Annotated in this window: 13 protein-coding genes; 8 read left to right on the top strand and 5 right to left on the bottom strand. The window is 54.0% G+C overall.

The features are described 5' to 3' along the window. Nucleotides 1-52: 52 nt before the first annotated feature. From tcuB to BB029_RS27450, 4 genes are all read right to left on the bottom strand, one after another. Nucleotides 53-1,210 (bottom strand): tricarballylate utilization 4Fe-4S protein TcuB, encoded by a 1,158-nt coding sequence (gene tcuB / locus BB029_RS27465; protein ID WP_065941600.1) that lies wholly within the window; start codon nt 1,208-1,210, stop codon nt 53-55. Beyond that, nucleotides 1,197-2,651 carry an FAD-dependent tricarballylate dehydrogenase TcuA gene (gene tcuA / locus BB029_RS27460; protein WP_065941599.1) on the bottom strand — a complete coding sequence of 485 codons (1,455 nt, stop codon included), beginning with the start codon at nt 2,649-2,651 and terminating at the stop codon, nt 1,197-1,199. Before tcuA ends, tcuB begins: the two co-directional genes overlap by 14 nt. A gap of 123 nt (nt 2,652-2,774) precedes the next feature. Further along, nucleotides 2,775-3,725: a LysR substrate-binding domain-containing protein gene (locus tag BB029_RS27455; RefSeq protein WP_065941598.1), complete on the bottom strand. Its 951-nt coding sequence runs from the start codon at nt 3,723-3,725 to the stop codon at nt 2,775-2,777. A gap of 391 nt (nt 3,726-4,116) precedes the next feature. Further along, entirely contained in the window at nt 4,117-4,719 is a 603-nt protein-coding gene (locus BB029_RS27450; RefSeq protein WP_065941597.1) for a helix-turn-helix domain-containing protein, read from the bottom strand. Between the two features lie 161 nt (nt 4,720-4,880). Here BB029_RS27450 and BB029_RS27445 point away from each other — a divergent pair, with 161 nt between their 5' ends. Together BB029_RS27445 and BB029_RS27440 are read left to right on the top strand one after the other, a co-directional pair. Further along, nucleotides 4,881-5,576: a B3/4 domain-containing protein gene (locus tag BB029_RS27445; protein WP_065941596.1), complete on the top strand. Its 696-nt coding sequence runs from the start codon at nt 4,881-4,883 to the stop codon at nt 5,574-5,576. 29 nt (nt 5,577-5,605) lie between these two features. Beyond that, nucleotides 5,606-6,499: a dihydrodipicolinate synthase family protein gene (locus BB029_RS27440; protein WP_065941595.1), complete on the top strand. Its 894-nt coding sequence runs from the start codon at nt 5,606-5,608 to the stop codon at nt 6,497-6,499. A gap of 56 nt (nt 6,500-6,555) precedes the next feature. Here the strand turns inward: BB029_RS27440 and BB029_RS27435 are convergent, their stop codons facing one another. After that, nucleotides 6,556-7,149: a DinB family protein gene (locus BB029_RS27435; RefSeq protein WP_174557013.1), complete on the bottom strand. Its 594-nt coding sequence runs from the start codon at nt 7,147-7,149 to the stop codon at nt 6,556-6,558. On the opposite strand from BB029_RS27435, the gene thrC reads away from it, so the two are divergent. The 6 genes from thrC to BB029_RS27405 all read left to right on the top strand — a co-directional run bounded on the left by thrC (nt 7,129) and on the right by BB029_RS27405 (nt 13,432). After that, complete coding sequence (gene thrC / locus BB029_RS27430) at nt 7,129-8,679, top strand: threonine synthase (protein WP_256558445.1); 1,551 nt, start codon at nt 7,129-7,131, stop codon at nt 8,677-8,679. The two genes, BB029_RS27435 and thrC, sit on opposite strands and share 21 nt — an antisense overlap. A gap of 14 nt (nt 8,680-8,693) precedes the next feature. Beyond that, complete coding sequence (locus BB029_RS27425) at nt 8,694-9,131, top strand: Lrp/AsnC family transcriptional regulator (RefSeq protein ID WP_007896167.1); 438 nt, start codon at nt 8,694-8,696, stop codon at nt 9,129-9,131. A 117-nt stretch (nt 9,132-9,248) separates the two neighbouring features. Next, nucleotides 9,249-10,298 carry a homoserine dehydrogenase gene (locus tag BB029_RS27420; protein ID WP_065941594.1) on the top strand — a complete coding sequence of 350 codons (1,050 nt, stop codon included), beginning with the start codon at nt 9,249-9,251 and terminating at the stop codon, nt 10,296-10,298. 2 nt (nt 10,299-10,300) lie between these two features. After that, complete coding sequence (locus BB029_RS27415; RefSeq protein ID WP_065941593.1) at nt 10,301-11,719, top strand: aldehyde dehydrogenase family protein; 1,419 nt, start codon at nt 10,301-10,303, stop codon at nt 11,717-11,719. 51 nt (nt 11,720-11,770) lie between these two features. Further along, complete coding sequence (locus BB029_RS27410; RefSeq protein ID WP_065941592.1) at nt 11,771-12,973, top strand: PLP-dependent aspartate aminotransferase family protein; 1,203 nt, start codon at nt 11,771-11,773, stop codon at nt 12,971-12,973. Nucleotides 12,974-13,114: 141 nt separating this feature from the next. Continuing rightward, nucleotides 13,115-13,432, top strand: coding sequence for a multidrug efflux SMR transporter (locus tag BB029_RS27405; protein ID WP_027606625.1), 318 nt, complete (start codon nt 13,115-13,117; stop codon nt 13,430-13,432). The last annotated feature ends 89 nt before the right edge of the window (nt 13,433-13,521 follow it).

The raw sequence follows: 13,521 nt of genomic DNA, 5'->3' as shown, positions 1-13,521 counted from the left end.
CTTGCATTAGTTATTTCTGTGAAAAAACGAGTTCTAATCGTGAAGGCCGGATTCAATCGCTCCCGGCGTTGATAGGATTTGGTTGGCGTTTCTCGATTGAGAACTTAAGCAGCGCCGCACATCGAAAAATCCCATGGGCGAATTTGCTGTAAGGCATCGTCAGGAAGAAGGCCATAACGAATCCTAAGTGGATCGCCAGCAGCAGCGGCATGGCTGGAAACTCCCGCCAGGCTAGCAACGCCAGACCGCTAAGGCTGACCAGAAACAGCAGGGCTATGAAACCACGGTCCATGGGCCTATGGTTCGCATCGCCGTGTTCGGGATCACGCCGGAAGTTCAACCACAACAAGCCTGCAGGACCCACCAACAACCCGACGCCGCCTAGTACGCCGAGAATCACTGGAAGGCTGAAGAGAGGGTAGGGTGCGGACCAGTTGAGGAAGTAGTGGAAAAGCGTGGCCACACAAGTGGCTGCAAAGCACAACAGAAAGCCATAGAACGTCAAGTGGTGGAAGCGACGTCGCCAGAGCGTGAATTTGTCATCGGCGTTGTTGCACCCCTCACCATGACCGCCGTCCAGGTACTTGAGCTTAGCGACATTGGCTGTCGCCTCGATGGCTGCCGATGCCTTCAGGGAAGTAGGAACTTGGGCGGGTGACACATTTTTCCAGAAACGCCTCACGCCAATCCCTAACGCCAATATGGAGAAACCAAACACGGCGCCAAACATCAATGCAAGGGTGTTATGAGGGAAAATGCCGTAGAAATTACCGCCCGGCATTTCACGGAACAGGTTGCCCATGATGGCCAGCGTCAGACACAAAAACAGCGCCAGGCCAATACCCGAGGCTACAGCGAGGGTCAGCCCATTACGCTGATAAAGCTGGCCAAATGGTCTAGGCCATGCGTATTCCCCATAGGTATCGACCCTCACCTTGGCCATGGCTTTTGGAACATTGACTGCAAACTCGTGCGGGGCTGCGTACTGACAAGAATGCAAGCATGCGCCGCAGTTGTGACACAAGTTGGCCAAGTAATGGATGTCTGCTTGCCCGAACGCCAGGCGGCGCGTCATGGCTGGAAAAACTGCGCAAAACCCTTCGCAATAACGGCACGAGTTGCAAATGGTCATTTGTCGCTGAACTTCAGTCTCATCGACATTTAGAACCGGAATCAACGGGTTGGCAGTTTTGGGATCATAAAGCTGCATATCGAGATCCCCCTGTCTCTGATTTGGAAGCAATGTCTGCGCTGGCTGCGGCTTGGATCCCGGCAACGCGACCGAAAGCAGTGCCGATGGCCATGCCAATCCCGGCTGTGTAACCTTTTCCCAGTACGTTCCCGGCCATCATCTCCCCTGCGACGAACAAGTTGGGGCTAGGCTTGCCGTTGAAATGAACGGCAGAGGTTTCGTCAGTCGCCAATCCCAAGTATGTGAACGTAACCCCCGGCTTGAGCGGATATGCATAGAAAGGGGGGTTAACTAGAGGGCGCGCCCAGTGAGTCTTCGCAGGGGTTAGGCCCTCAGTGTGGCAGTCATCGAGCGCCGTATGATCGAATGTCCCTGCCTGGCATGCCTGATTGAAATCTTCCACCGTCTTAACGAAGGTCTCGACGGGCAGGTTTAGTTTCCGGGCAAGCTCTGCCAGTGTGTTAGCGGTGGTGCCTGGAAACACAGGTGGCATGAATCTGCCTATAGCTTGCTGGTCGATGATTGAATACGCTTGCTGACCGGGCTGCCCTGCGACCAGTCGACCCCAGATGGCATAACGTTTGGGCCAGAAATCCTCGCCTTCATCGTAGAAGCGCTCACCTTCCCGATTGACTACGACCCCAAGAGACACACAGTCGATACGGGTGCATATCCCTCCATCGTAGAGAGGAGCCCGCGCATCAATCGCAACCATGTGGGCTTGAGTCGGGTCACCGATGACATCCGCGCCCAGCGCTATCATGCGTTTAAGTAGCACTCCGGTATTGAAACGCGTGCCGCGAATCAAAAAGTTATCGGAGGGCCATTCACCCCGTTCGTTCTGGCCCCAGGCTTCTCGCAACCATTCACGGTTGGATTCAAAACCGCCAGCAGCGAGCACACAGGACTTGGCCTCGATCCGTTCAGCCGGCAGATGCTCGTCATCCACCACGCGTTCAGGGAGATGTGCAGCAATGAACTTTCCGTCCTTGAGCTCGATATCGGTGACCTGGGCGTTATAGCGAATCTGAACGCCTATTCGCTCAGCGCTTCGGAAATAAGCATTGACCAAGGCTTTGCCACCGCCCATGAAAAAGGCATTTGTCCTTGCAACATGGAGCGCGCCGGAGAGCGGCGCCTGGAAGTGAACGCCGTGGGAGCGCATCCAGTCTCGGCAGTTGGAAGATGCAAGGATCGTGATTCGGGCAAGTTTTTCATTCGTGATCCCGCCGGTGACCTTCAGCAAATCCTGCCAGTACTCTTCCTCCGGGTAGGCGTCTACTAGAACGTCTTGCGGCGCATCATGCATACACCGAAGGTTACGTGTGTGCTGCGAATTGCCACCCCGCCAAATCTTGGGCGAGCCTTCCAGAAGCATGACGCTCGCACCAGCCTCCCGCGCCATCAGCGCAGCGCATAAGGCGGCATTACCCCCTCCGATGACTAACACATCAATCATTGTTATTTTCCTCGACTCGACTCTACAACCGGCTGGAGCACGGTGCTCCTTGTGAGTGAGCGAAGCTTAATGCGAGGTCTGAGTGGTCGAAAGAACGTGCTAGCAGCAGGGCCTTTACTTTTACTAAAGGCCTACCTGATGGAGAGCCTCTGGCAGTTGAAGGCTTGCCCCCGGCCAAAGGTGCATATTCACTAGCTCACGGCTGACCTCAAGAAGAACGACGCGCGTGGCTAACGCAGCAGGGGACAGCTCGTCGTCCGAAAGGCTGGCTAGGAAGTTGCGGCGCCCCACGTGGTCGTCAGAGATTTCGACCATGCGAAGTTCTGCATCCCCTAACCGAGCGGCGGCGGCACCTGGCTGTATTGTCGCCGCGTGTCCAGCTTTGACTGCTTGCATCAGCGTCGCTAGCCCATCGATCTCCATCACGATGTGAGGGACTGTCCCACTGCGCTCAAACGCCGTGATTATGCTAGTGCGTAATCCGTGCTGTGCACTGGGCATAACCAACGGTACATGCCCGAGTTGATCAATTTGCACGGTATCGCCTTCAGGGATATCAAGCAGAGTCGGGACTGCTATGACAAACAGCTTTTCGTCGAGCAACGGAGTGACGTGCCATCGCCTTCCGGCATCGGCTTGGAACACAACCGCCAGATCTAACTGCCGAGCGTTAAGCTGGCTCGCGAGATGGCCGGATAACATCTCCACTAAGTGCAGCTGAATGTCAGGGTAGCGGGTGCGCATGCGCTCGATCAGAGGCAACGCCAGAACGCTGGCCGTAGTGGGTGGCAGGCCCACACTGACGTATCCGCTCATGCGGCCTCGCTGAGCGGCATGTACCGCATTACCTATCTGCCTTACCGCAAGTTGCGCATGGTGAAGAAACGCCATGCCGGCGCTGGTCGGTGTCACGCCAGTGGTCGTGCGATTGAGTAACCGAGTACTCAGTTCATTTTCCAGCTTACTGACTTGCTGGCTTAAGGCAGAAACCCCCAGGCCAAGCTCAGCAGCAGCCCGGCTCAAGCTTCTGTGTTCGGCAATCTTAAGAAAGTATTGAAGCTGTCTGAGCTCCATCAGGAGAGTTCCTTCGATAGGTCGTTTTGCTGCTCGACCTGGGTTAGGTTGAACGTCCTTTCGCGGGGCTGATGGACGATTGAGGCTTGGTTAGGACAGCGTTTTATTCACGTGTACAGGCTTTGTGAATCGTCGGCGTAACCTGGCGTTAAAGGCTTTCAGGATCGCCAAAGAACATTTTGACTGGGCTCTAGAACGGTATTTTAAGGCTGGAAAACGCTAAATGTGCCCCCAATTTTGCCGCCAGTCACATGCGCTGCTCGAGCAATTGTGAATTCGCGCCCTGGCGGTGATCCACCGCAGTAATTGATCGGGCTCAGTGGTACAACCCCTTGAAATTGGCAGGTTCGTCCACTTTGCAGATGCTTACTGACAGCCAGCCTGCTGCTATCTACTGATGCATCTCGGTCACGGACATAGTGAATACCAACTTGGATCTGCCAGCGTTGGAATAGGTATGGGGAACATCGGTTTTGGCCACTGCCGAACTCCCCGCAGGGATGACCAGCTCTGTTTCCCCTACCACGCATTTCAGCGTGCCTTTCTCCACATGAAACAGCTCAAGCGTGCCCTGAGGATGCCCCTGTGAAGCGAAAGATTCGCCTGGGTGCATTTCCCAACGCCACAGCTCGATCATATTAGGACCGGACGTTCCTGCCAGAAGCCGCGCCGTTCCTCCCAGGTCCCCGGTCCAGAGCGTGGGGATGTCTTGACTGTCGATGATATGGGCGGATGGGGCTTCGGTCACATTGACGATGTCTGCAACGGACAGGCCAAGCGCGGCGGCGATTTTGCAAAGGATGCCGATACTGGGGTTCGCCGTACATTTCTCTATTTCGACGACCATTCCTTTGCTCACCCCTGAGCGGCGAGAAAGCTCATCCAACGTGATCTTCTGTGCTTTGCGCGCCTGTTTGAGCGTGCGCGCGACGGCCAGGCTGACGGCTTGAGCGTCAGCACCAGGGGTAGTCGACAGGCTGGTATTCGTGGTCATTGATGAGGGTCATGAGAAAAAATGTGTGGAGATTCTCGGCCTTTACCAATCGCCCCGTCAATCTGCACATGCGTTATAGTAGATGATATTGGTCATTATATTGACTTTATTGGTCGTCACTGACTAGCATGAAATGACATTTGGATTCCTGGAGGTTTTTGATGCTGTCCGTACTGCCGTTGATCGATCAAGCCGTTGCAGAGTTGGCTCCGGAGTTCAGGGCCCTGAGCATTGTGGTGGAAGCTGCGTCACTGACCCATCCTGAGGTTGCTCAGGCAGCCCTGGACCGTGCTTGCAAGGCTGTGCAGGAAGGTAGGCCAAGCTGGGGAGAAGCTCACCTGGCCGCATGGGCGGAGACATTCCGAAAGTTCGGCGCCAAGCCGCAGCGTACGCCTTGTTCAGCTGAGGCGCTGCGTAAACGGGTTTTACGTGACGGAAGCTTGCCTAGCCTGGATCCCATCGTCGATCTCTACAACGCAATCAGTATTGAGTACGCCATCCCTGTTGGCGGGGAAAACATTGAAGCGTATGTGGGCTCCCCACGGCTGGTAGTCGCAGATGGCACCGAGCCTTTTGACACCATGAAAGAGGGCGCTCCTGCTTTCGAATATCCAGACCCCGGCGAGGTTGTATGGCGCGATGACAAAGGCGTGACCTGTCGTCGCTGGAATTGGCGGCAAGGTGTCAGGACCCGTCTCGGTGCTGACGCGAAGAGCATGTGGTTCATTCTGGAGAGTTTGCCGGCGATGCCGCTTGAAGCCTTGACGGAAGCGGGGGACAAACTCATCGAAGGGTTGCAGCAAATGATGCCAGGCGTCCAGATCGAAAGCTCACTGATTGGTCCTGGGGCCAAATAGTCCATAGATCACTGCAAGGAGTGATGACGATGTTTACCGGCCTTAGTGCATTTCCTCTGACGCCTATGGATGAGCAGGGTGTGGACGAAAATGCTTTTACCCGTCTTGTCCAGCAACTGGTGGCGGCGAAAGTAGATTCCATCGGGGCACTCGGATCCACCGGAAGTTATGCGTATCTTTCTCGCGCCGAACGTTCTCGAGTTGCGCAGTTGGCAGTAGAGGCGGCGGAGGGTGTGCCTGTGATGGTGAGCATCGGTGCGCTGCGTACACGCGACGTTTTGCTGCTGGCCGAGGATGCGCAAGACGTGGGCGTCCAAGCCTTGTTGCTGCCACCCGTGTCGTATCAAAAACTGTCTCAGGACGATGTTTTTTCGATGTACGAAATGGTTACGGCCAACATCTCAGTCCCGCTATGTGTCTATGACAATCCTGGTACCACCCATTTCGAATTTACCGATGAGTTACACGGGCGTATTGCAGAGCTACCCAATGTCAGCTCAATCAAAATCCCTGGCGTCCCCGACGCGCCGCACCTGGCCAGGGAGCGCGTGCAACGCCTGCGAAAATTAATTCCGAGTCACGTGACTATCGGAATAAGCGACGATGCATTTGCCGCTCTTGGTATGAATGCGGGCTGCGATGCCTGGTACTCGGTCATGGGCGGTTTGTTCCCAAATACAGCGCTCGCCATCACGCGAGCTGCATTGTCAGGTGACGCCTGTGAAGCCACGCGCCTTTCCGAATCCTTGAAGCCGCTCTGGGCTTTGTTCAGCCAATTTGGCGGTAGTTTTCGCGTGATGGCGACAGCGGCGGAGCTTCGCGGGTTTACTCGCTCTCCGAGTGTGCCACTGCCGCTCAGAACCATTGATGGGGAAGGGCGTGAGCAAATTGCTGCGGTGATTGAAGTGCTTGAATTGAGCTGAGTATCGACAGGGAAATTCTGCCTCACCCGTGGCGGATGAGGCAGATGTTGCGATATTTACAGCTTCAAAAACGTTGTGAAATGATCCTGGTGCCCCTCCAGAATCTCTCTTGGCAGGATCGTGCCAACAGCCCCCCGATGTTGCAGGCCATGAGAAAGGACATGAGCGAGGATTTGCTCCCTGGTCATGTTGCCGGGTTTGCCGTCCTTGAAGATAAACGCTACCGGGTCAGACAGCTCCGTTGCAGTGACTGATTTCGTATAGTCAACAAACCATTGATTTGCCTTTGTAAATGCCTCTTCCAGCTGGCGAATGTCTTGCCGTTGCTCAGTGACGACGTCGTCAAATTCCTCCGGTTTTCCTTGCAGTCTGGCGATGAACAACTGGTCCACGATGTTGATGTGCCTGAGCCAGTAGCAGGCTTCCTCCATTTCCATCGGAAAGGACTTTGCTATGGGCGCTTTCAAGCAACTGAAAAGCGCCTCCTCAGACCATGCCTTGTACTGATAAAGCGAGTGCAGCAGGTTCTTGGCACACATGATTTTCTCCCATTTTCTAAGCGTTGGCGGCCCTTGGCGCACGACAAGAGCAAGGACAAAGGCGTTTTCGGGCAACGGAACGGAATACCGTTGAAGAGATACGATGGTCACTATATTGACTTTAATAGTCAATGGAGTGAAGCTGGATCAAAGGCGATTAAAACCGCCGCATTGAATTCCACAGAGCATCACCTTGCAGGTGATCCGCTCGAAAATGGCTTGAGGGTGTCTTGGACCATGAAGTACGTCAGCACACGGACGCCTGGTAGAACATTTGAATTCAGCGAGGTCCTGATGGGGTCGTATGCGCCTGACGGTGGCTTGTACGTGCCGCGCAAGGTGCCCCCTTTAAAAAAGGAGGAACTCTCAAAACTTGAGTGGCTGCCCTTTCACGAATTGGCTCACCATGTAATTGAGCCCTTTCTGGGGGGCTGGGTCGAGCAAGATCAGCTATCTCGGATGCTTGAGGAGACCTTTGATTGTTTTACAAACAACGCAGTGGCACCGCTTTACCAGACGGCAAGTAACGAGTGGATACTCGAGTTATTTCATGGGCCTTCAGGCGCCTATCAAGATTTTGGTCTTCAATTAATGTCTCGCTTTATCAATCACGATTTACTGAAGTCTGGGAAGAAGGCTCTGATTGTAGGTTGCACAGGCGGAGATACTGGAGCAGCTGCAATAAAAGCATTTTCGGGAATGAAGGGCGTTACTTTGTTGGTGTTGCATCCTTCCAAGGGACTAACGGCGGAGGATCGCCGACGCTTACTGAGTGTGGAGGAAGGCAATGTAGTCAATATTGCGATCGACGGAGATTATTCTGATTGCCATCGTTTGTGTGAGCAGTTTTTAAAACAAAATAATGATGCGCAGCAGCATCTTGTTTCGTTCAACTCAGTGCATTGGGTTCGCGTACTTGCGCACCTGTCCTTCTATTTCTATTCCGCACTTCAGCTCGGCGCGCCTAAAAGAGAAGTTGCTTTCAGTGTGCCGACTGGGAATTTTGGTGCGCTGTACGCTGGTTATATTGCCAAACAAATGGGGCTGCCCATTCGACAGCTAATCGTTGCCACGAATGCCAACGCCGGCCTGCATCACTTTCTCCAATCAAATCTGTACAGTCGACATGAGATTCGTACTACCAAAACTCCCACTATGAATGTTTCATTGGCCTCTAATTTTGAGCGCTTGCAGTGGAGTATTTTAAATCGATGTGGAGAAAAAGTAGCTCGTAATATGCAGTTGTTAGAAGGAGAGGGCACCATCCACTTAGAGCAGGATGAATGGTTGGAGGCGCGCAAATTGTTTGACTCACTGGCTGTGGACGATGCGGATGCATTCAGTTGTATTCATGAGGTCTTTGCACAGAGTGGGTATCTCGTCAGCCCCAATACCGCTATCGGCTTGCGCGCTGCACGTGTGAGCAGGCGCAGCTTGCTGATCCCCATGGTTTGCCTGGCGACGACGCATCCCTCGAAGATTGGCGCTGCAACCGATAAGTCGGAGATTTTCGGCCACCTGAATACAGGCGGCGCTCCTGCATTCACCGAACAAGACTGTACTTCAATTCCTAACGACATCGGGGCGCTGACCTCGCTGGTCAGGGCCTTATCCAAAGACACGGAGTCTCACTCGTTATAAGTTCGGAGCCAGAGATGAAACGTGTTTTAGATAAAGTTGATGAGAAGATTTTGGAAGAACTCACCCGAAATGCACGGTTGGCCCACAACGATATTGCCATGAAAGTTAATTTGTCCAGGAACGCAGTCAGGCTTCGGATTGAGCGATTGGAGCGCGATGGTTATGTCCGGGGGTACACAATTATTAAAGGTATACCCTCAGCCGATGTAGGGCCCATTAATGCGTTGATCTTTGTTTATCGTCAGGACCGTATGCGGGATTCAGAAGTTGTTCGCTCCGTCGGGGCAATGCCTGAAGTCATTTCCTGCAATGTGATGAGTGGTGACCTCGATATTGTGTTGACGGTTCAGGCGATGAATGCAGATCGAATCCACAGGGTATGGAGTGAGATTTCTGCGCTGCCGGGTGTCCTGAATACCGTGACATCTTTTGTGCTATCCAGCACAAAGTAGCAAGTTGTGCCGTTGTACGAGCATTTTGCTCGCAACAACGTTCTGTTTGCCATATTCGTAAAGTTAAGTTGGCGGCTTACTATCTCAGCACCACATCATAACAATGAGAACCCTGTCGTGACTGAATACAAAATTGCGTTGCTTGGATTTGGTGGCGTTAACCGCGCGCTGACCCAGCTTATTGCCGATAAGAATTCGCGTTGGGCCGATGAATTAGGTTTTACCTTGAAGATTGTCGGTGTCAGTGACCTTTACCTCGGTTCGATCATTAACAAAGACGGCCTGGACGCTCGTGAATTGGCAGCAATGCCTGCTGCTAAAGGCAGTTTCAGGACCCTGGCCGGCGGGACTGCTGAGCCGGCAAACGAAACCGTTATCCGCTTCTCTGGCGCCGATATTGTCGCTGAGGCAACGTTCACCAATCCTGTGGATGGTGAACCGGCTACGACCTTCTGCCGCTGGGCTCTGGAAAAGGGCGTCAGTGTCGTGACCACCAACAAAGGGCCCGTGGCGCTGCATGCACAAAGCTTGAAGACGCTGGCCGATAGCACCGGCGCCCGCTTTGAATTTGAAGGTTCTGTCATGAGCGGGACCCCGGTTATCCGTTTGGCCAAGGAGTCACTGGCAGGCTCGGAAATCACCGGCTTCAAGGGGATCCTCAACGGCACGTCTAACTTTGTCCTCTCCAGCATGGAGACGGGGTTGGACTTCTCGAGTGCTGTCGCAAAAGCCCAGGAGTTGGGTTACGCCGAAGCCGATCCAACAGCGGATGTAGAGGGGCACGATGTGCGCTTGAAGGTCGTCATCCTCGCCAATGAACTACTGGGCGCAAAACTCAAACCAAGCGATGTCTTGTGCAAAGGGATCTCTGAAATCACGGCCAAGGATATTGCCGAGGCGACGAAAGCAAATGCCCGCTGGAAGCTGATTGGCAGCGCAGAGAAACGGAGCGATGGTTCGATTTCGGCATCGGTGAGTCCCCAGCTCTTACCGGCGAACGACGCGCTCTCAGCCGTGAGCGGAGCCACCAACGCAATTACCTTCAACACGGCCATTCTCGGTCCCGTCACTGTAGTGGGGGCGGGGGCAGGTCGTTTTGAAACCGCCTTCGCATTGCTCGCCGACATCGTAAGCATCCACAACCACAAAACCACGTCAGGTAAGTAATCATGAATAGCTTGAGTCTCTCGCTCACTGCTGATTATAAGGCCATTACGGTGCTCAGCCCGTTTGACGGCAGCAAAGTGGGTGAAGTGGCAGACATACCCGCATCCTCCGCTACCACGATAGTTGACACCGCCATTTTAGGCGCCTTGATTGCCAAGGATCTACCACGCCATGAGCGTGCGCGTATCTTGGAAAAGGCTGCAAGCTCAGTCGAGCGTGACAAAGACGCCTTTGCCAAACTGATCGTCGCGGAGTCGGGAAAAACGCTGAAGCAGGCGCGAAAGGAGGTGTTGCGCTGCGTCAACACCTTGAAGTTGTCTGCCGAAGAAGCCAAGCGCAATGCCGGTGAAGTCATTCCTTTTGACGCCTATGTCGGGTCTGAATCCCGTCAGGGCTGGTTCACCCGTGAACCGTTGGGCGTCATCGTCGCCATCACCCCTTACAACGACCCGCTTAATCTGGTCGCGCATAAATTAGGGCCTGCCATTGCAGGAGGAAATGCAGTTGTTCTCAAGCCGTCTGAGCTCACACCGCTATCAGCGATCAAGCTGGTGGAGTGCTTGATCGACGCGGGTCTGCCTCCGGTTGTTGTCACCGTCGCGACAGGCGGGGCCGCCCTGGGCAAGGCTCTTGTGGCCCATCGCGCAGTGCGCATGGTGTCTTTCACCGGCGGCTTTGTCACGGGTGAGCAGATCGCTCGCACAGCTGGCCTCAAGAAGCTGGCGATGGACCTTGGTGGTAACGCGCCGGTCATCGTGATGGCTGATTGTGATTTAGATGAAACCGTTGATTCATGCGTGTCGGGGGCTTTCTGGGCGGCCGGACAAAACTGCATCGGTACCCAACGGATCCTCATCGAAGCTTCACTCTATGAAGCCTTCAAAACGCGCTTTGTTGAACAGACCTCTAAGTTGATCGTCGGCAACCCTGCTGATGAGCCGACAGACGTAGGGCCGATGATTACCGAGGCGTCAGCCAAGCGTACCGAGGAAGTGGTCAATGACTCCATTGCCAAAGGCGCCACGTTGTTGTTTGGCAACACACGTAACGGCTCGCTCTATTCACCTACCGTGCTGGAAGGCGTCGACCGCCATTGCAAGTTGTGGTGCGAAGAAGTGTTCAGTCCGGTAGTCATCCTTCAGAGCGTCGGCTCCCTGGATGAAGCATTGGCGCTGGCTAACGAACCTGAATACAGCCTGCATGCCGGGATCTTCACCAGCAATCTGAAGGTTGCATTGACCGCCGCTAAACGACTGGAGGCGGGCGGGGTGATGATCAACGACTCTTCCGACTACCGCTTTGATGCAATGCCTTTCGGCGGTTTCAAGTACGGGAGCATGGGCCGTGAGGGCGTACGTTTCGCTTACGAAGACATGACCCAACCCAAGGTCGTTTGCATTAACGGTGTGAGTGGAAGCTAAGCAACTCGCTCAACTCAAGAATGAAACACACAACAATAAAGAGGAAACGACATGCGCCCCGACAAGCATAATCTTTCGACATTATCTGCAGCGACGCTGGCTGTTCATGGCGGCAATGTCGCGGATGTCACCAGTGGCGCCGTCCGCACACCATTGGTCATGGCAAACTCCTATCTCTTGCCGGAAGATCCGGCAACCATGGACTGGTCGAGCCCGGACGGGCTCGTGTACACACGCAATCAAGGCCACAACCAGGTTTGCCTTGAGAAGAAACTCGCAGCCCTTGAAGGGTGTGAAGACGCGGTGGTATTCGCGACCGGTGTTGCTGCCTTGCACTCGGTATTTTTTTCATTCTTGAAAAGTGGTGATCACGTCATCGTCAGTGACATCACCTACCAGGCAGTCTGGCGGCTTTTCGCCGAACTACTGCCTGAACGTTACGGCATTGAGGCAACCTTCGTAGACGTCGGTGACCTGGAATCGGTACGTAACGCCATTCGCCCCAATACCAAGCTGATCCACACTGAAACGATTGCCAACCCCACCACGAAAGTTGCGGACATTGCCGCATTGGCTGAGATTGCACACGCCCATGGCGCGCTGATCTCTGTGGATGCCACATTCACGCCGCCTCCATTTTTTCGTGCAAGTCAACATGGTGTCGACTTCGTCATCCACTCATTGACCAAGTACATCAATGGCCATGGTGATGCCATGGGCGGGGTGGTGATCGGCTCCAATCCGTTGATCAACAAGATCAAGAATGATGCATTGGTTGACCTCGGCGCGACCATTTCGCCGTTCAACGCGTGGATGATCATGCGCGGTTCGGTCACGTTGCCACTGCGCTTGAAGCAATTGCTGAACACGGCCGAAAAGTTGGCTCAGTTTCTGGATGGCGACGATCGGATTGCCTATGTCTACTACCCCGGTTTGCCTTCCCACCCGCAGCATGAGTTGGCGCGCCGGCAATTTGCGGGCAAAGGCTATGGTGCTGTGATGGCGTTTGCCGTAGAGGGCGATCCTGACACCCAGAATCGCTTTGTCTCGAACCTGCGCATCATCACGTCGGCCGTTTCATTAGGGCATGACGAATCACTGATCGTGCACGTAGGGGCAGAGGGTCGAGGTGGCTTTGACAAGTACCCTGAAGAGTTCCGCCAGTATGGTCATTTGCGCTTTTCTGTCGGATTGGAAGATCCAGATGACTTGATCAAGGATATTGCGTTCGCGCTGGACGCAACATTCAAGTGATTTAGTTGATAGCGTCACGGAACTAGGGTTTGGTCAACCCGTCTTTACCCCCGTCCTCGCGGGGGTCTTTTTAATAACGTTGACGTTTTAATTGCGCCTGGCGCGGACAGTCTTTGCGTTTTTATTGTTTGGGAGTTGCTCATGGCTTGGGTGAGTTTGATCATTGCAGGACTATTTGAAGTTGTGTGGGCTTTTTCGATGAAACAATCTGAAGGATTTACGCGGTTAGTGCCCACGGTCATTACATTTGTCACTGTGATTGCCAGTTTCGCGCTTTTATCCTTCTCGATGAAGAGCTTGCCGCTGGGTACGGCGTACACCATCTGGACGGGGATCGGCGCTGTGGGCGCTTTTGCGGCGGGTATTTTCTTCATGGGTGAACCCGCCACGCTGTTGCGTATCGTGGCGGCCGTATTGATTGTCAGTGGGTTGTTAATGATGAAGCTGGTGTCTGCTTGAAAGGCGAGCATTTTGCTCGTGATAACGTTCAATTTGCCATATTCGTAAAGTCGCCGTACTCAGGTAACGTTCAAGTCGAGACGCAGGTC

Source organism: Pseudomonas sp. S3E12 (genome assembly GCF_001702295.1).
Taxonomy (GTDB): domain Bacteria; phylum Pseudomonadota; class Gammaproteobacteria; order Pseudomonadales; family Pseudomonadaceae; genus Aquipseudomonas; species Aquipseudomonas marginalis.
Note: the sequence above shows the minus strand (reverse complement) of the source record. Positions and strands in the feature narration are given on the sequence as shown.